This is a genomic window from Bradyrhizobium sp. BR13661 (assembly GCF_029892425.1).
GTDB lineage: Bacteria > Pseudomonadota > Alphaproteobacteria > Rhizobiales > Xanthobacteraceae > Bradyrhizobium.
In genome coordinates this window covers 310,719-331,964 of the sequence record NZ_JARXWB010000003.1, presented here as the reverse complement: position 1 = coordinate 331,964, position 21,246 = coordinate 310,719, and the positions used below count along the sequence as shown (strand labels likewise).

At 66.6% G+C, this 21,246-nt stretch carries 16 protein-coding genes; all 16 read left to right on the top strand.

All coding sequences use genetic code 11. From position 1 onward, the window contains the following. Positions 1-12: 12 nt before the first annotated feature. The 16 genes from aceF (at position 13) to M2427_RS07020 (ending at position 21,237) form a co-directional block, all read left to right on the top strand. Positions 13-1,596, top strand: coding sequence for a dihydrolipoyllysine-residue acetyltransferase (gene aceF / locus M2427_RS07095; protein WP_280705495.1), 1,584 nt, complete (start codon positions 13-15; stop codon positions 1,594-1,596). A 12-nt stretch (positions 1,597-1,608) separates the two neighbouring features. Then, the gene (gene lpdA, locus M2427_RS07090) at positions 1,609-3,372 is read left to right on the top strand and encodes a dihydrolipoyl dehydrogenase (protein WP_280705494.1); all 1,764 of its coding nucleotides are present in this window, start codon (positions 1,609-1,611) and stop codon (positions 3,370-3,372) included. 11 nt (positions 3,373-3,383) lie between these two features. Further along, a complete protein-coding gene (locus M2427_RS07085; protein ID WP_280705493.1) occupies positions 3,384-4,229 on the top strand; it encodes an alpha/beta fold hydrolase in 846 nt (281 codons plus the stop codon). Next, positions 4,226-6,304 carry a carbon starvation CstA family protein gene (locus M2427_RS07080; RefSeq protein WP_280705492.1) on the top strand — a complete coding sequence of 693 codons (2,079 nt, stop codon included), beginning with the start codon at positions 4,226-4,228 and terminating at the stop codon, positions 6,302-6,304. The genes M2427_RS07085 and M2427_RS07080 overlap by 4 nt, the downstream gene beginning before the upstream one ends. An 82-nt stretch (positions 6,305-6,386) precedes the next feature. After that, the gene (locus M2427_RS42105; protein WP_348521915.1) at positions 6,387-6,563 is read left to right on the top strand and encodes a YbdD/YjiX family protein; all 177 of its coding nucleotides are present in this window, start codon (positions 6,387-6,389) and stop codon (positions 6,561-6,563) included. A 233-nt stretch (positions 6,564-6,796) separates the two neighbouring features. Further along, on the top strand, positions 6,797-8,119 hold the full coding sequence (locus M2427_RS07070) for an NAD(P)/FAD-dependent oxidoreductase (RefSeq protein ID WP_280705611.1): 1,323 nt from the start codon (positions 6,797-6,799) through the stop codon (positions 8,117-8,119). A gap of 12 nt (positions 8,120-8,131) precedes the next feature. Continuing rightward, positions 8,132-9,829 carry a class I poly(R)-hydroxyalkanoic acid synthase gene (gene phaC / locus M2427_RS07065; protein ID WP_280705489.1) on the top strand — a complete coding sequence of 566 codons (1,698 nt, stop codon included), beginning with the start codon at positions 8,132-8,134 and terminating at the stop codon, positions 9,827-9,829. Positions 9,830-9,867: 38 nt separating this feature from the next. Beyond that, positions 9,868-11,046 (top strand): acetyl-CoA C-acetyltransferase, encoded by a 1,179-nt coding sequence (locus M2427_RS07060; protein WP_280705488.1) that lies wholly within the window; start codon positions 9,868-9,870, stop codon positions 11,044-11,046. Positions 11,047-11,075: 29 nt separating this feature from the next. Beyond that, on the top strand, positions 11,076-11,822 hold the full coding sequence (gene phbB, locus M2427_RS07055) for an acetoacetyl-CoA reductase (RefSeq protein ID WP_348521910.1): 747 nt from the start codon (positions 11,076-11,078) through the stop codon (positions 11,820-11,822). 33 nt (positions 11,823-11,855) lie between these two features. Then, positions 11,856-12,551, top strand: coding sequence for a DUF6781 family protein (locus tag M2427_RS07050; protein ID WP_280705486.1), 696 nt, complete (start codon positions 11,856-11,858; stop codon positions 12,549-12,551). A gap of 17 nt (positions 12,552-12,568) precedes the next feature. After that, positions 12,569-13,960 carry a cytochrome ubiquinol oxidase subunit I gene (locus M2427_RS07045; RefSeq protein ID WP_280705485.1) on the top strand — a complete coding sequence of 464 codons (1,392 nt, stop codon included), beginning with the start codon at positions 12,569-12,571 and terminating at the stop codon, positions 13,958-13,960. Further along, entirely contained in the window at positions 13,957-14,961 is a 1,005-nt protein-coding gene (locus M2427_RS07040; RefSeq protein WP_280705484.1) for a cytochrome d ubiquinol oxidase subunit II, read from the top strand. The genes M2427_RS07045 and M2427_RS07040 overlap by 4 nt, the downstream gene beginning before the upstream one ends. Before the next feature lie 441 nt (positions 14,962-15,402). Continuing rightward, on the top strand, positions 15,403-17,100 hold the full coding sequence (locus tag M2427_RS07035) for an L-lactate permease (protein ID WP_280705483.1): 1,698 nt from the start codon (positions 15,403-15,405) through the stop codon (positions 17,098-17,100). Positions 17,101-17,138: 38 nt separating this feature from the next. Beyond that, the gene (locus M2427_RS07030) at positions 17,139-18,728 is read left to right on the top strand and encodes a Re/Si-specific NAD(P)(+) transhydrogenase subunit alpha (protein ID WP_280705482.1); all 1,590 of its coding nucleotides are present in this window, start codon (positions 17,139-17,141) and stop codon (positions 18,726-18,728) included. A gap of 13 nt (positions 18,729-18,741) precedes the next feature. After that, positions 18,742-20,157, top strand: coding sequence for a Re/Si-specific NAD(P)(+) transhydrogenase subunit beta (pntB, locus tag M2427_RS07025; RefSeq protein ID WP_280705481.1), 1,416 nt, complete (start codon positions 18,742-18,744; stop codon positions 20,155-20,157). A 327-nt stretch (positions 20,158-20,484) separates the two neighbouring features. Next, the gene (locus tag M2427_RS07020) at positions 20,485-21,237 is read left to right on the top strand and encodes a (Fe-S)-binding protein (protein ID WP_280705610.1); all 753 of its coding nucleotides are present in this window, start codon (positions 20,485-20,487) and stop codon (positions 21,235-21,237) included. The last annotated feature ends 9 nt before the right edge of the window (positions 21,238-21,246 follow it).

Below are 21,246 nucleotides of genomic sequence, written 5' to 3'. Positions count from 1 at the left end.
GGACAACACAACATGAGCCAGGCAATCGACATCAAGGTGCCCGACATCGGCGACTTCAAGGACGTGCCGGTGATCGAGGTGTTCGTGAAAGTGGGCGACACGGTCAAGGCCGAAGACCCGTTGATATCGCTCGAATCCGACAAGGCGACGATGGACGTGCCGGCGCCCTTGGGCGGCGTGGTCAAGGCTATCGGCGTCAAGATCGGCGACAAGGTCAGCGAAGGCAGCGTCATCTTGCAGTTCGAGGGCGAAGGCGCTGCCGCTGCGCCGGCCGAGGCGGCCAAGCCAAGCGTCAGCGCGCCGCCGTCGCCGGTGAGCGCGCCGGCAGGCCTGGCCGAAGTGCGCATTCCCGACATCGGCGACTTCAAGGACGTGCCGGTGATCGAGGTGTTCGTGAAAGTGGGTGACACGGTCAAGGCCGAAGACCCGCTGGTCTCGCTTGAATCCGACAAGGCGACGATGGAAGTGCCGGCGCCCTTGGGCGGAGTGGTCCAGGAGATTCGCGTCAAGGTCGGCGACAAAGTCAACGAGGGCAGCATCATCATGGCGTTGGCCACCGGCAGCGCGTCGGCGGCGGCAGCCGCACCGGCCGTGTCCGCGGCGGCTGGGCAGGCCGCGGCTCCGGCTGCTGCGGCCGCGGCATCCGGCGGCATCGATGAAGCGGCGCTCGCGCTCGCCTACGCCGGCCCGGCGGTGCGCAAGCTGGCGCGCGAACTTTCGGTCGACCTCGGCAAGGTCAAGGGCACCGGTGCGCATGGCCGGATTGTGCGCACCGATGTCGAGGCCTTCGCCAAGGGCGGCGCCGCCGCGGCGCCCGCGCCGAAGGCCGGAGCCGCACCTGCCGGTGGCGGTGTCGGTGGCGTCGACCTGCTGCCCTGGCCGAAGGTCGACTTTGCCAAGTTCGGACCGGTAGAGCGCAAGGAACTGTCGCGCATCAAGAAGATCTCCGGCGCGAACCTGCACCGCAACTGGGTCGTCATCCCGCATGTGACGACACACGACGAGGCCGACATCACCGACCTCGAAGCGTTCCGCGTGCAAATGAACAAGGAGCTCGAGAAGTCCGGCGTCAAGGTCAGCATGCTGCCCTTCATGATGAAGGCGGCCGTGGCGACGCTGAAGAAGTTCCCTGAGTTCAACGCTAGCCTCGATGGTGACGGGCTGGTGTTGAAGAACTACTGGCACATCGGCTTCGCCGCCGATACACCGAACGGCCTGATGGTGCCGGTGATCCGCGACGTCGACAAGAAGAACATCGTCGAGATCACCAAGGAGATGGGCGAACTGGCCAAGCTGGCGCGCGATGGCAAGTTGAAGCCCGACCAGATGTCCGGCGGCACATTCACCATCTCGTCGCTGGGCGGCATCGGCGGCATCTACTTCACGCCGATCATCAACGCGCCCGAGGTTTCGATCATGGGCGTGTGCAAGAGCTACTGGAAGCAGCATTCGAGCGACGGCAAAACCTCAAGCTGGCGGCTCACCTTGCCGCTGTCGCTGTCCTGGGACCACCGCGTGATCGACGGCGCTGCCGCGGCGCGCTTCAATGTCCATTTCGCCAACCTGCTCGCCGACATGCGGCGCACCATGTTCTAAGGACCTGCGGTCATGGCTCAATTCGTGGAAGTCAACGTCCCGGACATCGGCGATTTCAAGGATGTCGCGGTCATCGAGGTGATGGTCAAGGTCGGCGAGACGATCGCCGTCGACACCGGGCTGATCATGGTCGAGTCGGACAAGGCTTCGATGGAGATTCCGTCGTCGCACGCCGGCGTGGTCAAAGAGCTGAAGGTCAAGGTCAACGACAAGGTCAGCGAGGGCTCGGTGATCCTGGTCGTCGAGGCAGCGGCCGCCGCAACCGCTGCGCCGGCCCCTGCGCCGGCCGCACCGGCCAAGGCAGCGGCCCCCGCTGCGCCGGTGGCGCCGATTCCGGGCGCCGCCACCTACAGCGGCAAGGCCGACGTCGAATGCGAGATGGTCGTGCTCGGCGCCGGGCCCGGCGGTTACTCGGCGGCCTTCCGCAGTGCCGACATCGGCATGAAGACCGTGCTCGTCGAGCGCTATGCAACGCTCGGCGGCGTCTGCCTGAACGTTGGCTGCATCCCGTCGAAGGCGCTGCTGCACACCGCCTCGGTGATGGACGAGGTCAAGCACCTGCCCGACCACGGCATCAAGTACGGCGCACCCGAGATCGACATCGAAAAGCTGCGCGCCTTCAAGGACGGCGTAATCAAGAAGCTGACCAGTGGCTTGGCCGGTATGGCCAAGGCGCGCAAGGTCGAAGTGATCACGGGCGTCGGCAGCTTCCTCGATCCGCACCATGTCGAAGTTGTCGCGGCCGACGGCGGCAAGAAGGTCGTCAAATTCGCCAAGGCGATCATTGCCGCGGGCAGCCAGGCGGTGAAGCTGCCGTTCATGCCCGAGGACGAGCGCATCGTCGACTCCACCGGCGCGCTGCTGCTCAAGGTCATCCCCAAGCGCATGCTGGTGGTCGGCGGCGGCATCATCGGACTGGAGATGGCCACGGTGTATTCGACGCTCGGCACGCGCATCGACGTGGTCGAGATGCTCGACGGCCTGATGCAGGGCGCCGACCGCGACCTCGTCAAGGTGTGGGACAAGATGAACACCCACCGCTTCGACAAGGTGATGCTGAAGACCAAGGCCGTGAGCGCCAAGGCGACCAAGGCCGGCATCGAGGTCGCGTTCGAGGGCGACAGGGCGCCGAAGGAGCCACAGCTCTACGACCTCGTGCTGGTGGCCGTGGGGCGCAGCTCCAACGGCAGGAAGATCGGCGCCGAGAAGGCCGGCGTGGCGGTGACCGACCGCGGCTTCATCAACGTCGACAAGCAGATGCGGACCAACGTGCCGCACATCTACGCGATCGGCGACATCGTCGGCGAGCCGATGCTGGCGCACAAGGCGGTGCACGAGGCGCATGTGGCGGCCGAAGCCGCGCACGGCGAGGCGGCGTTCTTCGACGCGCGGCAGATTCCGTCGGTGGCCTATACCGATCCAGAGGTCGCCTGGGCCGGCAAGACCGAGGAGCAGTGCAAGGCCGAGGGCATCAAGATTGGCAAGGCGGTGTTCCCCTGGGCCGCGTCGGGCCGCGCCATCGCCAACGGTCGCGACGAAGGTTTTACCAAGTTGATCTTCGATGAGGCCACACATCGCGTGATCGGCGGCGGAATCGTCGGTACGCATGCAGGCGACCTGATCAGCGAGGTCTGCCTAGCCGTCGAGATGGGCTGCGAGCCGACCGACATCGGCAAGACCATCCACCCGCACCCGACGCTCGGCGAATCGATCGGCATGGCGGCCGAACTGTTCGAAGGCGTGTGCACCGATCTGCCGCCGCAGAAGAAGAAGTAGCAGGTAAAGCGATGCCGCTGCAACTCGCGTTCGAATCCTTGGGCGACGGACCGCCCGTCGTCGTTCTGCACGGGCTTTTCGGTTCGAGCCGCAACTGGCGCGGCATAGCCCGTGCGCTGTCGGCCGAACACCGGGTCATTTGCGCTGACCTGCGCAACCACGGCCGATCACCGTGGATCGATTCGATGACCTACTCCGAGATGGCGGCCGATGTGCGTGCACTGATCCGCAGTGAGAGACTCGATCGTCCGGTCGTCATCGGGCACAGCATGGGCGGCAAAACAGCGATGACCCTGGCGCTCGAAAGCCCCGAGTCGGTCGGGCGCCTCATCGTGGTCGATATCGCGCCGGTATTGTACGCGGACCGCCTGACGCCCTATGTCCAGGCCATGCTGAGCCTCAACCCTCGGGCGGCAGCCGACCGCGCCGATGTCGTGCGCCAGATGATCGAGAGGATTCCCGACGCCGCCACCGTCGGATTCCTGATGCAAAACCTTGTGGTCACGAACGATCATTTTGATTGGCAACTCAACCTGCCGGCCATCGGCGCCGCGATCCCCGAGCTGTCTGCCTTTCCGCCCGAGTTGGCAGCACGCCGATTCGACGGGCCGGCGACGCTGATCACCGGATCGCTGTCCGACTACGTGACGCCGGCCGACAGCGCGGCATTTGTCGAGCAGTTTCCCCAGGCCCGGACCGTCGAGATTGATGGCGCAGGCCATTGGGTCCACGCCGATCAGCCGGCCGCGTTTCTGGCTGCGCTGGGGCTGGTGCCAGCCATCGCGGCGCGAGCACACGCGCCGCCGCCCGCTGACGTGCAGCGCAGCGCCCTGATGTTCCCCTGGAGACCAGCATGAACAAGATGCTTCAGATTCTCATTTGGCCGGCGCTCGCCATCCTCGGCGCATTCTCGTTTGCGGCCATCGCGCTCAACCGCGGCGAATCGGTCAGCGCCGCCTGGCTGGTGACGGCCGCGTTGTGCGTGTTTTTCATCGCCTACCGGTTCTACAGCAAGTTCATCGCCGAGAAGGTGCTGCAGCTCGACGACACGCGCATGACGCCGGCGGTGCGGCATCACGACGGGGTCGACTTCGTCGCCACCAACAAGTACGTGCTCTATGGGCACCACTTCGCGGCCATCGCGGGCGCCGGCCCACTGGTGGGCCCGGTGCTCGCCGCGCAGTGGGGCTACCTGCCCGGAACGATCTGGTTGCTGGCCGGTGTCGTGCTGGCGGGCGCGGTGCAGGACTTTCTGGTCCTGTTCTGCTCGATTCGGCGCGACGGTCGCTCGCTCGGCGAGATGGTCAAGATGGAGATGGGGCCCGTCGCCGGGGCCATCGCGTCGGTCGGCACGCTCGCCATCATGATCATCATCCTGGCGGCGCTCGGACTGATCGTCGTGAAGGCCCTCGGCGAGAGCCCGTGGGGCTCGTTCACCGTCGCGGTGACGATTCCGCTCGCCATGGCGATGGGAATCTACATGCGGTTCATCCGTCCGGGCAAGATTCTGGAGGCGTCCGCCTTCGGCGTCATCGTGCTGCTGCTCACCATCTGGTATGGCCAGTACGTGTCGGAGAGCGCGACCCTGGGGCCGCTGTTCACCTACTCCGCGCCGCAGCTCGCCTGGGCTGTGATCGCGTACGGCGCGATCGCCTCCATGCTGCCGGTGTGGCTGCTGCTCGCGCCGCGCGACTACCTGTCCACCTTCCTGAAGATCGGAGTCATCGCAGCGCTCGCCATCGGCATCTACGTCGTGCAGCCAGAGCTGAGGATGCCGGCGACGACGCGCTTCATCGACGGTACCGGGCCGGTGGTGTCGGGTTCGCTGTTCCCGTTCCTGTTCATCACCATCGCCTGCGGTGCCGTGTCGGGCTTCCACGCCCTGATCTCCTCCGGCACGACACCGAAGATGATCGAGCGCGAGGGCCAGGCCCGCTTCATCGGCTACGGCGGAATGCTGACCGAGTCCTTCGTCGCCATCATGGCGCTCGTCGCCGCGAGCGTGCTCGACCCGGGCATCTACTTCGCGATGAACGTGCCGGCAGCGGTGATCGGGCCGACGGTCGATACGGCGGCCAGGGTCATTAGTGAATGGGGCTGGACCATTACGCCCGAGCTCATCACCCAGACCGCGAAGGACGTCGGCGAGCACACCATCCTGCATCGCGCGGGCGGCGCGCCGACGTTGGCGGTCGGCATCGCGCAGATCATGGCGCAGGTGTTCGGCGGCAAGGCGACGGAGGCGCTGTGGTACCACTTCGCGATCCTGTTCGAGGCGCTTTTCATCCTCACCGCGGTCGACGCGGGCACGCGTGCCGGGCGCTTCATGATCCAGGATCTGCTCGGCCACGTGTACGCGCCGCTCGGCCGCATCGAGTCGATTCCAGCCAATATCGTCGCCACCATCCTGTGCGTGTTCGGATGGGGCTACTTCGTGTACCAGGGCACGATCGATCCGCTGGGCGGCGTGAACACGATCTGGCCGCTGTTCGGCATCGGCAACCAGATGCTCGCCGGCATCGCACTGCTGCTGGTCACCGTGGTGCTCATCAAGATGAAGCGCGAGAAGTACACCTGGGTCGCCCTCGTGCCGACGGCGTGGCTGCTGGTGTGCACGCTTTCGGCGGCGTGGCAGAAGGTGCTCTCGAGCGATCCGAAAATCGGTTTCCTCGCACTCGCCAACAGGTACAGCGAGGCGGCGGCGGCCGGCACCCTGATCGCTCCCGCGAAGACCATCGCCGACATGCAGCGGGTCGCGTTCAACAACTACCTGTGCGGGGGCCTCACGATCTTGTTCGCCCTCCTGGTGGTCGCCATGGCCTACTTCACCGTCAGGATGGCGTTGCGCGGATGGCGCCAACCGGCGCCGACCTCGGCGGAAACGGAGTACCGCGAAGCCCCGCTCGGAGTGTCTTATGCCGTTGCTCACTGACCGGCCAACCGGCGACGACGACCCCTTCGCGCCTGGCGCCGGCGGCAAGCGCCCGGGCCGCGTGAAGGCGCTCGCCCACAGGATGGCGTGCATCGGGCACGCGCTCAAGGGAGTGCTCGGTGCACCGGACTACGAGGCGTATCTCGCCCACTGCAAGGCGGCCCATCCCGATGTGCCTGTGATGAGCGAGGAGGCGTTCTTCCGCTTCGCCATCGACCGGCGCTACAGCAAGCCGGGCGGCGGCATGCGCTGTTGTTGATGCCGAGCCCGCCGATGGTGACGACGATGAAGGCGATGAAGACGATGAAGATCAGCACGTTGACCTGCGCGGCGGATGCAGTAGCCGAGCGGTTCGATCGTCTCGCTGTCCTGCACGTCGGATCACCAGGCCGACCTTGGTGCGCGCAAGCGTCCACGCCTCGCAGCGAGCACCAGCGGTCCGAGCGGATACAGGGGTCGGGTTCGAGGCATGGCGCACATTCACAAGCGTCGATGAAAACCAATGGTGCCGCGAGACACCGCGTGGTCATCGTCGGCGGCGGCGCGGGCGGGCTCGAACTCGCGACGAAGCTCGGCGATCGGCTCGGACGCAAGGGCAGCGCCGACGTCACGCTGATCGACTGCAATCGAACGCATGTCTGGAAACCCAAGCTGCACGAGATCGCGGCCGGCAGCATGGACCTCTCGGCGCACGAGGTCGATTACCTCGCGCAGTCGCACTGGCACCGCTTCCGCTACCGGATCGGCGAGATGATCGGGCTCGATCGCACACGTCGCGAGGTGCACGTCGCGCCGTCGCTCGACGACGACGGTCGAGAGGTCACGCCGCAGCGCGCCTTTGGCTACGACACCCTCGTCATCGCCGTGGGCAGCCAGAGCAACGACTTCGGCACGCCCGGCGTCGGCGAGTATTCGATGAAACTCGAGTCGCTGGCTGATGCGCGGCGCTTCCACGCGCGCATGGTCAACGCCTGCATCCGCGCCCATGCGCAGGCGACGCCGCTGCGGCCCGAGCAGCTCAAGGTCGCGATCATTGGCGCCGGCGCCACCGGCGTCGAGCTGGCTGCCGAGCTGCACCGCACGGCGCGCGAGGTCGTCGCGTTCGGGCTCGACCGCGTTGACCCCGACAAGGACATCAAGGTGCGAGTCATCGAGGCGGCGGACCGCGTGCTGCCCGCGCTGCCGCCGCGCCTGTCGCAGGCAACGGAAGCGCTGCTGCGCAAGCTCGGCGTCGAGGTTTATACGAAGGCCAAGGTCGCCGAGGTGCTGCGCGACGGGGTGCGGCTGGGCGATGGCCGCGTGATCGCAGCCGAGCTGGTGGTGTGGGCGGCCGGCGTCAAGGCGCCCGACTTCCTGAAGGACATTGCGGGGCTCGAGACCAACCACATCAACCAGCTCGTCGTGCGACCGACGCTGCAGACCACGCGTGACGACAGCGTGTTCGCCATCGGCGACTGCGCCGCCTGCCACTGGCCCGAGGCCAATCAGGGCGAGGGCGGCTTGGTCCCGCCGCGCGCACAGGCGGCGCATCAGCAGGCCACGCACATCTTCGGCCAGATCAAGCGCCGGCTCGCTGGCAAGCCGCTCGCCGGCTATCGCTATCGCGACTTCGGCTCGCTGGTCTCGCTGGGCGAGCACAGCACGGTCGGCAACATGTTGGGCGGACTGATGGTCGAGGGCCTGTTCGCGCGCGGCATGTACCTGTCGCTCTACAAGATGCACGAACTGGCGCTGCACGGCGTCGCCAAGGTCGCGCTCGACACGCTGGCCCGGCTCATCGTGCGCCGCACTGAACCGCACGTGAAACTGCATTGAGGAGGGTTCACCATGCCAACCCCCACACCCGACCCGACCCGCTGGCTCGCCGATCTGATGGCGACGCAACAGGACTTGCTGAAGGCGCTCGCGCCGCCCGCCGCGCGGGCGGCGGCCGATCCGGCCAACGCCCTCGGGCCCTGGATGCAGGCCGCGACCGCCTTCACGCAATGGCAGCACCAGGCGCTGCAGCAGATGACGTCGAGGTGGACGGCCGCGGCGACCGCCGGCGCTGCGACGCGGGCGGTCGACCGCCGGTTCGCCGCCGACCCCTGGCGCCAGGATCCGCGCTTCGACGGCATCGCCAAGGCCTACCTGAACCAGTCGGAAATGCTGCGCAAGGCGCTCGACGCCGCGCCGCTCGACGAACGCAGCAAGGCCCAATGGAGCTTCGTGCTGCGCCAGGTGGTCGATGCGCTGAGCCCGGCCAACTGCCTCGCGACCAACCCCGAGGCCTTGCAGGCGGCGCTCGACAGCGGAGGCGCCAGCCTGGTCGAGGGCACGCGCCTGTTCATGCAGGACTTCGCCAAGGGCCGGGTGTCGATGACCGACGACAAGGCTTTCGAGGTCGGCCGCAACGTCGCCACCAGCCCGGGCAGCGTGGTGTTCGAAAACGAGCTGATCCAGCTCGTCCAGTACACGCCGAGCACGACCAAGGTGCACGAGCGCCCGCTGCTGATCGTGCCGCCGTGCATCAACAAGTTCTACATCCTCGACCTGCAGCCCGACAACTCCTTCGTCGGCCATGCGGTGGCGCAGGGCCACACGGTGTTCCTGGTGTCGTGGCGCAACGCCGGGCCCGAGCAGGGCCAGCTGACCTGGGACGACTACCTCGAGCAGGGCGTGATGCAGGCGGTGGACGTGGCGCTCGCGATCAGCCGCGCCGACCGGGTCAACACGCTGGGCTTCTGCGTCGGCGGCACACTGCTCGCCAGCGCGCTCGCGGTGATGACGGCGCGCGGCGACGACAAGGTCGCGAGCCTGACCCTGCTGACGACGATGCTCGACTTCTCGGACGCCGGCGAGATCGGGCTGCTCGTCGACGAACAGTCCACCGTGGCGCGTGAAGCAACGATCGGCCAGGACGGGCTGCTCAAAGGCACCGAGCTGGCGCAAGTGTTCGCTGCGCTGCGCGCCAACGACCTGATCTGGCCGTATGTCGTGTCGGGCTACCTGAAGGGCAAGGCGCCGCCGGCGTTCGACCTGCTGTTCTGGAACGGTGACGACACCAACCTTCCCGGGCCGATGTTCTGCTGGTACCTGCGCAACACCTACCTCGAGAACAAGCTGCGCAAGCCGGGCGCGACGGTGCAATGCGGCGTGCCGGTCGACCTGGGAGTGGTCGAGGTGCCGGCGTTCCTGTTCTCGTCGCGCGAGGACCACATCGTGCCCTGGCAGACCGCCTACAAGAGCACCGAGCTGCTCGGCGGCGAAATCACGTTCGTGCTCGGCGCCAGCGGCCACATCGCCGGCGTGATCAACCCGCCGGCGAGGAAGAAGCGCAACTACTGGGTCGGCGCGATCGCGCCCGACGCCGACGCCTGGCTCGAACATGCGCGCAGCGAACCGGGAAGCTGGTGGCCGCTGTGGGCCGGCTGGCTCGAGAAGCATGCCGGCGCGCTCGTTGCTGCCCCCGAGAGCGCCGGTAACCGCGAGTTCCCGGTCATCGAACCCGCCCCGGGACGCTACGTCAAGGCCAAGGCCGCGTGAGTCCCGAACATCTGTCCCTCGCATCCAAGGAGAACGTCATGGAAGACATCGTCATCGTCGCCGCCACCCGCACCGCGGTGGGCAAGTTCGGAGGCACTCTCGCCAAGACCCCGGCGCCCGACTTGGGGGCGGCGGTAGTGGTCGAGCTGCTCAAACGCGCCCGGCTCTCCGGCGAGCAAATCGGCGAGCTCATCTTCGGCCAGGTGCTCACCGCCGGGGCCGGCCAGAACCCGGCGCGCCAGACCGTCATCAAGAGCGGCCTACCGCAGACCGTGCCGGCGCTCACCATCAACGCCGTTTGCGGCTCCGGGCTGAAGGCGGTCATGCTCGCGGCCCAGGCGGTGCGCGACGGCGACTCCGAGATCGTCATCGCCGGCGGCCAGGAGAGCATGAGCCTAGCGCCCCACGTGCTGCCCGGCTCGCGCGACGGCCAGCGCATGGGCGAGTGGAAGCTCGTCGACTCGATGATCGTCGACGGCCTGCTCGACGTTTACAACAAGTACCACATGGGCATCACGGCCGAGAACGTGGCCGAGAAGTACCAGATCAGCCGCGACAAGCAGGACGCGCTCGCGCTCGGATCGCAGCAGAAGGCCGCCGCCGCGCAGGAAGCCGGCAAGTTCAAGGACGAGATCGTGCCCTTCAGCATTGCCCAGAAGAAGGGCGACCCGATCCTGTTTGCCAACGACGAGTTCATCAACAAGAAGACCAGCGCCGACGCGCTGGCCGGGCTGCGCCCGGCGTTCGACAAGGCCGGCAGCGTGACCGCCGGCAACGCCTCGGGCCTGAACGACGGGGCGGCCGCCGTGGTGGTGATGAGCGCCAAGAAGGCCGCGCAGCTCGGCCTGACACCGCTGGCGCGCATCGCCAGCTACGCCACCGCGGGGCTCGATCCGTCGATCATGGGCATGGGCCCGGTGCCCGCGTCGCAGAAGGCGCTGGAACGCGCCGGCTGGAAGCCGCAAGACCTGGACCTGTTGGAGATCAACGAAGCCTTCGCGGCGCAGGCCTGCGCGGTCAACAACGAGATGGGCTGGGACACCAGCAAGATCAACGTCAACGGCGGCGCCATCGCCATCGGGCACCCGATCGGTGCCTCGGGCGCGCGCATCCTGGTGACTCTGCTGCACGAGATGCAGCGCCGCAATGCGAAGAAGGGCATCGCCTCGCTGTGCATCGGCGGCGGCATGGGTGTGGCGTTGACGGTGGAACGGTAAGCAACCAACTTCAGACGAAGGAGATGAACATGGCTCAACAACGCGTGGTCCTGGTCACCGGCGGCATGGGTGGCCTGGGCGAGACGATCTCGACCAAGATGGCAGACGCCGGCTACAAGGTCGTCGTAACCTACTCGCCCGGCAACACCAAGCACGGCGAATGGGTCGCCAACATGAAGACCCGCGGCTACGACGTGCTGGCCGTGGCCTGCGACGTGGCCGACTACGACTCGTGCAGCAAGGCCGTCGCCGAGGCGCAGGCCCGGCTCGGCCCGATCGATGTTCTCGTCAACAACGCCGGCATTACCCGCGACATGACCTTCAAGAAGATGGACAAGGTCAACTGGGACGCGGTGATGCGCACCAACCTCGACAGCCTGTTCAACATGACCAAGCAGGTCGCCGACGGCATGGCCGACCGCGGCTGGGGCCGCGTCATCAACGTCTCGTCGGTGAACGGCAGCAAGGGTGCTTTCGGCCAGACCAACTACTCGGCGGCCAAGGCCGGTGTGCACGGCTTCACCAAGGCGCTGGCGCTCGAGGTGGCGAAGAAGGGTGTGACCGTCAACACGATCTCGCCGGGTTACATCGGCACAAAGATGGTCACTGCCATCCCGAAAGAAGTGCTGGACTCCAAGATCCTGCCCCACATCCCGGTCGGCCGCCTTGGCAAGCCGGAAGAAGTGGCCGGCCTGATCATCTATCTCGCCTCCGAAGAAGCCGCCTTCCTGACGGGCGCAAACATCGCGATCAACGGCGGTCAGCACATGCAGTGACCGTCCAAGTCCAATTGACCCACAGGAGACGCAATGAGCAGGAACGGAATCGACCACGACGCCCTGGTGCAGCAGTTCTCGCAAGCCACCGCCAAGCAGGGTGAGGCGCTGCGCAAGACCGTGCAGCAAGCCACGCTGCAGGCGCTGCAGGGCCGCGAACTCACGCTCAAGAGCATCCGAGAGGTGCTGAAGTCAGCGACGCACGCGGCGTCCGCCGGGGCCGCGAAGAGCGGTCTCGGCCGCACCGATGTCGAGGCGCTGTTGACGCGCGCTGTGGAGGGCATGGATGCCGCGCTGGTGAAGGCCGTCGAAGCCAACCGCCGCGCCTTGCAGCAGTTCGTCGACCAGGGTGCAGAGCTGCGCCAGACCCAGGTGAAGAAGGCCCTCGCCGACATCGAGAAGATGGAGGACGTCCTGTTCAGCAGCGTCAACAGGGCCGTTGTCGACGCGGTGCAGGCAGTGCAGGCACCGTGGGCTTCGGTGCTCGAGGGGTTCAAGGCCAAGGGCAGTGCCACCGGCGCCAGCGCCATAGCCGCGCTAGAGCAGCTCACCAGCCGCGCCCAAGCCGCGTCGCGTGAAGGCCGCGCCCTGGCGCAGCGTAGCGTCGACGCCTGGATCGAGCACCACACCGCGTTGGCCCGCGGCGTGCTGATCGGCCTGTCCGAGGGCCTCGAACCCGGCGCCGCGGCGCCGGCGAAGGAGGCCGCGGCCCGATCAAGCAAACGCTGAGGACGAGGAGGCTGAGGATGGACGCCCTGCTACTGGCTCGCATGCAGTTCGCGGCCAACATCACGTTCCACATCCTGTTTCCTACCATCAGCATCGGCCTGGGCTGGTTGCTGCTGTTCTTCCGCCTGCGCTGGCTGAAGGCACGCCACGGTCCCGACAAGGCGCTGGCGCACGGCTGGCTTGACGCCTACCGCTTCTGGACCAAGGTGTTCGCGCTGAGCTTCGCGCTCGGCGTGGTCAGCGGCATCACGATGAGCTTTCAGTTCGGCACCAACTGGCCGGGCTTCATGGAGCGTGTCGGCAATGTCGCCGGGCCGCTGCTGGGTTTCGAGGTGCTGACGGCATTCTTTCTCGAAGCCGGCTTCCTCGGCATCATGCTGTTTGGTCACGGCAGGGTCAGCGAACGCGTGCATCTGATGGCGACCGCGCTCGTGGCGTTCGGCACCACGCTGAGCGCGTTCTGGATCCTGGCGCTGAACTCGTGGATGCAGACGCCCGCCGGCTACGAGATCGTCGACGGCGTCTACCACGTGAAGAGCTGGGTCGAGGTGATCTTCAACCCATCGTTCCCGTTCCGCTTGACGCACATGGTGCTGGCCTCGGTACTGACCTGCGCGTTCCTGATTGCGGGGCTGTCGGCCTGGCAGCTGCTGCGCGGCGTCGGCCAGCGTTCGGCGCCGCGCGTGCTGCGCGTCGGGCTGACGCTCGCCGCGTTCGTGATTCCGGTGCAGATCTTTGTCGGCGACCAGCACGGCCTGAACACGCTCGAACACCAGCCGGCGAAGATCGCCGCGATGGAAGGTGTGTGGGAGACCGAGCGCGGCGCGCCGCTGCTGCTATTCGCGGTCCCCGACCAGGAAACGCGCAGCAACCACTTCGAGATCAAGATTCCGAAGCTCGCGAGCCTGATCCTCACCCACGAGCCGGACGGCGAGATCAAGGGCATGAGCGAGTTTCGCGACTCACACCCGCCGCCGCTGCCGCTGTTCTTCGCGTTTCGCGCGATGGTCGGCATCGGCGTGCTGATGCTGGCGACCAGCTGGCTCGGCTGGTGGCTGTATCGGCGCGCGCAGTGGCGCTCCGACGCGCTGCCGCGCGCGCTGCTGTGGCTGTTCGCGGGCATGACGTTCTCGGGCTGGGTCGCGACGGTTGCGGGCTGGTACGTGACCGAAATCGGTCGCCAGCCGTTCATCGTCTACGGCTTGCTGCGCACCGCCGATGTGGTGTCGAAGGTGCCGGCGTCGATGATCGGGCTGACCCTGGCGCTGTACATCCTGCTCTACCTCGCGTTGATCATCGCCTATGTGACCGTGCTGAAGTACATGGCCGAGAAGCCCGAGGAGGTGCTGGCCGCCGAGGCTAGGGAGCAGACGGCGACGCCGGTCGTGACTGCCGGAGGTGTCGCATGAATTTCATGAGCTTCGACACCGCGCTACCCATTATCTTCATGGCGCTGATGGGCCTCTCGATGTTGGTCTACGGGATCAGCGACGGCTACGACCTCGGCGTGGGCATGCTGATGCACCGGGCCACCGACGCCGAGAAGGACGTGATGGTCGCCTCGATCGGCCCGTTCTGGGACGCCAACGAGACCTGGCTGGTGCTCGGCGTGGGCATCCTGCTGGTCGCGTTCCCGAAGGCCCACGGCCTGGTCTTGGGCGAGCTCTACCTGCCGGTCGCGCTGATGCTGATCGGCCTGACCTTGCGCGGCGTCGCGTTCGACTTTCGCGTCAAAGCCAAGGACACGCACAAGCAGACCTGGGATCGCCTGTTCTTCACCGGCTCGCTGCTCGCGTCGGTGTCGCAGGGCTGGATGCTGGGTCGCTATGTCAGCGGCTTCGGCAGCGGCTGGAACTACCCGGTTTTCGCCGCCGCGATCGCGATCGCGCTGCCGATGGCCTATGTGCTGATGGGCGCGGCCTGGCTGATCATGAAGACCGAAGGCGAGCTGCAGGAACGGGCGATCGGCTGGGCCCGGATCGCCTGGGCGCCAATGGTCGGCGGGCTGGTGCTGATCTCGATGGCCACGCCCTGGATCAGCGAAACCGTGCGCGGGCGCTGGTTCGCGCTGCCCGAGATCATCGCGCTGATGGCGATCCCGCTGATGACCGGGGTGACGCTGCTCGCGCTGCGCAGCGTGCTCGCCTCCAGCGTGGTGCGCGGGCCGCTCTGCTGGCTGCCGCTCGCGCTGCTGATCGTGGTGTTCGTGCTCAGCTTCCTCGGCCTGGCCTACAGCATCTACCCGTTCGTCGTGATCGACCGGATGACGATCTGGCAGGCCGCCAGCAGCCCGGCAGCGCTGAAGGTGATCCTGATCGGCGTGTGCATCTCGGTGCCGGCGATCACGGGCTACACGGTTTTTTCGTATCGGGTGTTTCGGGGCAAGATAGGGGAGTTGAAGTACGCGTGAGCCGGACGAGAGGCGACTGCGCGCGTGCAAACGCCTGCGAACGGGGGCGCGCGGGAAGGCGTGCGCAGCTGCATGAGCGGAGGCTCACCCAGCGGAGCAGCCACGCGCGGCGGCTTGCGTTCCAGTGACAGCGGATCCGGATTGACAAGGCAGTGACAAACGTTAAAAATTGAGTGGTCAAGCCGGTCTTACCAACCGGACCAACCATCGCAGAAGTCCAAAGCGGCACCGCGCGTGTCACCGAGCGACCGGTGGCGCGAAATCAGCGAGGGTCTCGCCAACGTGTCCGCAGCGCCCGGAGAAAAGAATGGATGACCGATTCAACAACGCCAGTCGAAGTGCCTCTGGCAGAGCGCTGATCCATTGACGATTTGGGCCGCCAGGCCCGGATCGGCGTGACGGCGATGCGATTGTTCGACAACCACGACTGAGGAGACGCGGATGATCTGGCAGCAAAACTACGACCCCTTCAACAACATCGTCCTGTCGTGCCTGGTCGCGTCGATCCCCGTGATCGTCATGATGGCCCTGCTGGGCTTCTGGCACATGAGGGCGCACTACGCTGCGGCATTGGGCCTGATTTCGGCGTTGCTGATCTCGATCTTCGTGTTCGGAATGCCCGCGCGGGTGGCCGGGCTGGCCGCCGGTTACGGCATGGCGTTCGGGCTGCTGCCGATCGGCTGGATCGTGCTGAACATCATCTTCCTGCACCAGCTGACCGAGGAGAACGGCTCGTTCAAAGCGCTGCAGGACAGCATGATGAACATCACCGACGACCGGCGACTGCAACTGCTGTTGATCGCGTTCGCGTTGGGTGCATTCTTCGAGGGCGCAGCGGGTTTCGGCACGCCGGTGGCCGTCACCGCCGCGATGCTGATCGGCTTGGGGTTCAAGCCGCTGGCGGCCTCCGGCCTGTCTCTGATCGCCAATACCGCGCCGGTGGCGTACGGCGCCCTGGGCACGCCGGTCATCGCCTTGTCCGCCGTGACCGGGCTGGACCTGCTGCAACTGTCCGGAATGATCGGCCGCCAGCTCCCGTTCTTCTCGCTGCTGGTGCCGTTCTGGCTGATCTGGGCCTTTGCCGGATGGAAGGCCATGCTGGAGATCTGGCCGGCGATCCTCGTGACGGGCTTGTCGTTCGCCGTCACGCAGTTCCTGGTCTCGAATTTCCACGGCCCGTGGCTGGTCGATGTCGTCGCCGCCATCGTGTCGCTGGTTTCTCTGGTTCTGTTCCTCAAGCTCTGGAAGCCGAGGAATATCTGGACCTCGACCACGCTGAAAGGGCACGAGGCGGACTCGGGCGAGGTCGACCTCCAAAGCGAGAAGCCGCACGGCCACGAAGCCGACGCCGGCGCCGCGATCTTCGCCAAGCAGGACAGGCGCGCCGTCTTGCTGGCCTGGATGCCGTGGGCGATCCTGTCGGTGTTCGTCTTCGTCTGGGGCATCCCTGCCTTCAAGACGGCGCTAGACGGCATCTCGGTGATGAAGATCCCCTTCGACGGTCTGCACAACGTGATCGAGAAGGTGCCGCCGGTCGTGTCCACGCCGCACAAGGAGGCGGCGATCTACAACTTCAACTATCTGTCGGCCACCGGCTCGGGCATCCTGCTGGCTGCCGTCATTGCCGGCCTGTTGATGAAGTACTCGCTACCCGATCTGGTTCGCATCTACTTGCGCACGATCTACCGCGTGCGCTATTCGCTGCTGACCATCGTGTTGATGCTGGCGCTCGGCTACCTGACGCGTTACTCCGGACTCGACGCGACGCTCGGCCTGGCGTTCGCGCTGACCGGGCCGCTCTATCCGATGTTCGGCACGCTTCTGGGCTGGCTGGGGGTGGCAATCACCGGTTCCGATACCGCGTCGAACGTGCTGTTCGGAGGCCTGCAGAAGATCACCGCGCAGCAGCTCGGCCTCGACCCGGTGCTGATGGCGGCTGCCAACAGCTCCGGCGGCGTGATGGGCAAGATGATCGATGCGCAGTCGATCGTCGTCGCGAGCACCGCCACGCGTTGGTTCAACCACGAGGGCGACATCCTGCGCTACGTGTTCTTCCACTCCATCGCGTTGGCCGTGCTCGTCGGCGGCCTCGTGACGCTGATGGCCTACGTGCGGCCGTTCACCAAGCTCGTCTACTGAGGCTCACGCTCCACTGAGACACCCGAGGAGTCGAGTTCATGGGTTTGGTTGTGGGAGTACCGAAGGAAACGGCGGCCGGCGAAAAGCGCGTCGCCACCGTGCCCGACGTGGTGGAAAAGCTCGTCAAGCTCGGCTTCCGAGTGGCGGTGCAGAGCGGCGCGGGCGACGCGTCGAACTTTCCCGACGACACCTACCGTACCGCTGGTGCCGAGGTGGTGCCCACGGCCGCCGAGTTGTGGGCGAAGTCCGACATCGTCTTCAAGGTGCGCCCGCCCACGCTCGACGAAGCGGCCTTGCTGCGCGAGGGTGCGATGCTGATCGGCTTCGTCTGGCCGGCACAGAACCCCGAGCTGATGGAGGCGCTCACGGCGAGGAAGGCGACGGTGCTGGCCATCGACTCCCTGCCGCGGCAACTCTCGCGCGCGCAGAAGATGGACGCACTCACCTCGATGGCCGGTGTCAGCGGCTACCGCGCAGTGATCGAGGCGGCCAGCGCCTTCGGCCGCGTGTTCAACGGCCAGGTCACCGCCGCCGGCAAGATCCCGCCGGCCAAGGTGTTCATCGCCGGTGTCGGCGTAGCTGGTCTGGCGGCGATCGGGACAGCGTCTAGCCTGAGCGCGATCGTGCGCGCCAACGACACGCGCGCCGAGGTCGCCGACCAGGTGGTGTCGCTGGGCGGCGAGTTCGTCAAAGTCGACTACGAGGAAGAAGGCTCCGGTGGCGGCGGCTACGCCAAGGTGATGAGCGAGGGCTTCCAGCAGGCCCAGCGCGCGATGTACGCCAAGCAGGCGAAGGACGCCGACATCATCATCACCACCGCGCTGATTCCCGGCAAGCCGGCGCCGAGACTCATCACCGCCGAGATGGTGCGGAGCATGAAGCCGGGCAGCGTCATCGTCGACATGGCCGCCGAGCAGGGCGGCAACTGCGAGCTGACGGTTCCCGGCGAGGCCGTGGTGCGGCACGGCGTGACGATCATCGGCTACACCGATCTGGTCAGCCGGATGGCCAGGCAGTCGTCGACGCTGTATTCGACCAACCTGCTGCGCCTGACCGAGGACCTGTGCAAGACCAAGGACGGCGTCATCGACGTCAACATGGACGACGACGCCATCCGCGGCCTGACCGTCATCAAGGAGGGCAACATCACCTGGCCGCCACCGCTGCCCAAACTCCCGGCTGTGGCGCCCAAGCCCAAGTCGGCTGCGGCGCCGGCCGCCGTACCCAAGGGACATGGCCATGGCGCCGGCGAGCCGATGTCGGGCAAGTCGCTGGCCACGGTGTTCGGTATCGGCGCTCTGGCCTTCGGGCTGGTGGGACTGTACGCGCCGGCCAGCTTCCTCTCGCACTTCACCGTGTTCGTACTGGCCTGCTTCGTCGGCTACATGGTGGTCTGGAACGTCACGCCTTCGCTGCACACGCCGCTGATGAGCGTGACCAACGCCATCTCGTCGATCATCGCCATCGGCGCGCTGGTGCAGGTTGCGCCGCCGCTCGCCAGCGGTGCGATGGACCGGCCGAATGCGCTGATCCTGGGCCTGGCCGTGTTCGCGCTGGCGCTCACGGCCGTGAACATGTTCGGCGGCTTCGCGGTCACGCGTCGCATGCTGGCGATGTTCCGCAAGTGATCGGGAGGCGACAATGACCGCAAGCCTGGCCACCGTCTCCTATATGGGCGCCACCATCCTCTTCATCCTCAGCCTGGGCGGTCTCGCGAGCCCCGAGACCGCACGCCGCGGCAACCTCTTCGGCATCATCGGCATGACCGTCGCGGTGCTGGCCACCGTGTTCGGCCCGCGTGTCACGCCGGCCGGCATTGCCTGGATCATCGGCGCTCTCGTCGTCGGCGCGGCCATCGGCCTCTTCGCGGCGAAGAAGGTACAGATGACGCAGATGCCCGAGTTGGTGGCGCTGATGCACAGCCTGGTGGGCCTGGCCGCCTGCCTGGTGGGCTTCGCCAGCTACGTGGACACCTCCACGGTGTTCCCGACCGAGGCCGAGAAGGCCATCCACGAGGTGGAGATCTACGTCGGCATCCTCATCGGCGCCGTCACGTTCTCGGGTTCGCTCATCGCGTTCGGCAAGCTCTCGGGCAACATCGGCGGCAAGCCGCTGCTGCTGCCCGGACGGCACCTGCTCAACCTGGCCGGCCTGCTGGTGGTGATCTGGTTCGGCCGCGCCTTCCTGCAGGCGCACGACATCCAGGCCGGCATGACGCCGCTGCTGGTGATGACCGTGATCGCCCTGCTGTTCGGCATTCACATGGTGATGGCCATCGGCGGCGCCGACATGCCGGTGGTGGTGTCGATGCTCAACAGCTACTCGGGCTGGGCCGCGGCGGCCACCGGCTTCATGCTCAGCAACGACCTGCTGATCGTCGTCGGCGCGCTGGTCGGCTCCTCCGGCGCCATCCTGTCGTACATCATGTGCCGGGCGATGAACCGCAACTTCATCAGCGTCATCGCCGGCGGTTTCGGCGGCGGCGCGCCGGCGGCCAAGGGCGCGGGTTCGGGTGCGGCCCAGCCGGAAGGTGAGGTGTCGCCGGTGAGCGCGGTGGAAACCGCCGAGTTGCTGCGCGAGGCGAAGAACGTGATCATCGTGCCCGGCTACGGCATGGCGGTGGCGCAGGCCCAGCACATGGTCTGCGAGATCACCAACATCCTGCGCGGGAAGGGCGTCAACGTGCGCTTCGGCATCCACCCGGTGGCCGGCCGCATGCCAGGCCACATGAACGTGCTGCTGGCCGAGGCCAAGGTGCCATACGACATCGTGCTGGAGATGGACGAGATCAACGAGGACTTTCCGAGCACCGACGTCTCCATGGTCATCGGTGCCAACGACATCGTGAACCCGGCCGCGGAAGATCCCGCAAGCCCCATCGCCGGCATGCCTGTGCTCGAGGTGTGGAAGGCCAAGACCTCCATCGTGATGAAGCGCAGCATGGCTTCAGGCTACGCGGGCATCGACAACCCGCTGTTCTACAAAGAGAACAACCGCATGCTCTTCGGCGATGCGAAGAAGATGCTCGACGAGGTGTTGGCGGCCCTGATGGGCTGAGCCGGAGGGTACTTTGACACGACAAAGCCGAGAGCGCTCGCACGCACGCGGTCGCCGCCCCCGGACCGATCCGTGGATCATCCGGCGCGGCAGCGCGTTGCGTCAAGGCGACGATGCCGCGCTGACGCTGCAGCGCCGGAGGACTTCGACGGCGAAACCGGCCCGGCCGATGTGGCGGTCATCCGCGGTGCCAACGACTGTCGTACACCCGTCGCCTTCCGGAAGGCGACGAAGATCGTCCAGGAGATGGTCGAAGCGGTGGATCAGCATAGCTCGAACGGAAATGTGCCCATGAGCAATACCCTGATTTCGTCGGCCCCGTCATCGATGCCTCGTGTGGCACTGTTCGTCACCTGCCTGGCGGACGCGATGCGGCCGAGCGTGGGATTCGCGGCGCTGAAGTTGCTGCAGGACGCCGGTTGCAAGGTCGAGGTACCCATGCAGCAGACCTGTTGTGGGCAGCCGGCGTTCAACAGCGGAGACACGAAGGACGCCGCCGCACTCGCGCGCCGCTTCATCGAACTCTTCGAGCCCTACGACTACGTGGTCGCGCCTTCGGGCTCCTGCGTCGGGATGACGCGTGCACACTACCCCGAGGCCCTGGCCGACGATCCGGCCTGGGCCGAGCGCGCGCACCGGCTCGGCGCGCGCACCTTCGAGCTGATGAGCTTTCTCGTCGATGTGATGCACTACCGGCCGACTGGCGTGACGTTGCCGGCCACGGCGACCTATCACGACAGCTGCTCCGGCCTGCGTGAACTGGGTGTGCACGACCAGCCGCGCGCGTTGCTCGGCGCGGTCGGCGGTCTCGAAATGAGGCCACTGGAAGGCAACGATGTCTGCTGCGGCTTCGGCGGCACGTTCTGCGTCAAGTACTCTGCAATCTCCAACGCGGTGGTCAGCGAGAAGGCGGCGGCCATCGAACACACCGGCGCGCAGCTTTTGCTCGGCGGTGACCTCGGCTGCCTGATGAACATGGCCGGCAAGCTGAGCCGCAACGGGTCGAAGGTGCGTGTGTTCCACGCCATCGAGGTGCTGGCCGGAATGACCGAGTTGCCCGCCATCGGCGAGGAGAGGTGATCCGATGCC

Coding starts and splice junctions, on each gene's coding strand:
- aceF (WP_280705495.1), top strand. CDS start 13: ATGAGCCAGGCAATCGACATCAAGGTGCCCGACATCGGCGACTTCAAG.
- lpdA (WP_280705494.1), top strand. CDS start 1,609: ATGGCTCAATTCGTGGAAGTCAACGTCCCGGACATCGGCGATTTCAAG.
- M2427_RS07085 (WP_280705493.1), top strand. CDS start 3,384: ATGCCGCTGCAACTCGCGTTCGAATCCTTGGGCGACGGACCGCCCGTC.
- M2427_RS07080 (WP_280705492.1), top strand. CDS start 4,226: ATGAACAAGATGCTTCAGATTCTCATTTGGCCGGCGCTCGCCATCCTC.
- M2427_RS42105 (WP_348521915.1), top strand. CDS start 6,387: ATGGCGTGCATCGGGCACGCGCTCAAGGGAGTGCTCGGTGCACCGGAC.
- M2427_RS07070 (WP_280705611.1), top strand. CDS start 6,797: ATGAAAACCAATGGTGCCGCGAGACACCGCGTGGTCATCGTCGGCGGC.
- phaC (WP_280705489.1), top strand. CDS start 8,132: ATGCCAACCCCCACACCCGACCCGACCCGCTGGCTCGCCGATCTGATG.
- M2427_RS07060 (WP_280705488.1), top strand. CDS start 9,868: ATGGAAGACATCGTCATCGTCGCCGCCACCCGCACCGCGGTGGGCAAG.
- phbB (WP_348521910.1), top strand. CDS start 11,076: ATGGCTCAACAACGCGTGGTCCTGGTCACCGGCGGCATGGGTGGCCTG.
- M2427_RS07050 (WP_280705486.1), top strand. CDS start 11,856: ATGAGCAGGAACGGAATCGACCACGACGCCCTGGTGCAGCAGTTCTCG.
- M2427_RS07045 (WP_280705485.1), top strand. CDS start 12,569: ATGGACGCCCTGCTACTGGCTCGCATGCAGTTCGCGGCCAACATCACG.
- M2427_RS07040 (WP_280705484.1), top strand. CDS start 13,957: ATGAATTTCATGAGCTTCGACACCGCGCTACCCATTATCTTCATGGCG.
- M2427_RS07035 (WP_280705483.1), top strand. CDS start 15,403: ATGATCTGGCAGCAAAACTACGACCCCTTCAACAACATCGTCCTGTCG.
- M2427_RS07030 (WP_280705482.1), top strand. CDS start 17,139: ATGGGTTTGGTTGTGGGAGTACCGAAGGAAACGGCGGCCGGCGAAAAG.
- pntB (WP_280705481.1), top strand. CDS start 18,742: ATGACCGCAAGCCTGGCCACCGTCTCCTATATGGGCGCCACCATCCTC.
- M2427_RS07020 (WP_280705610.1), top strand. CDS start 20,485: ATGCCTCGTGTGGCACTGTTCGTCACCTGCCTGGCGGACGCGATGCGG.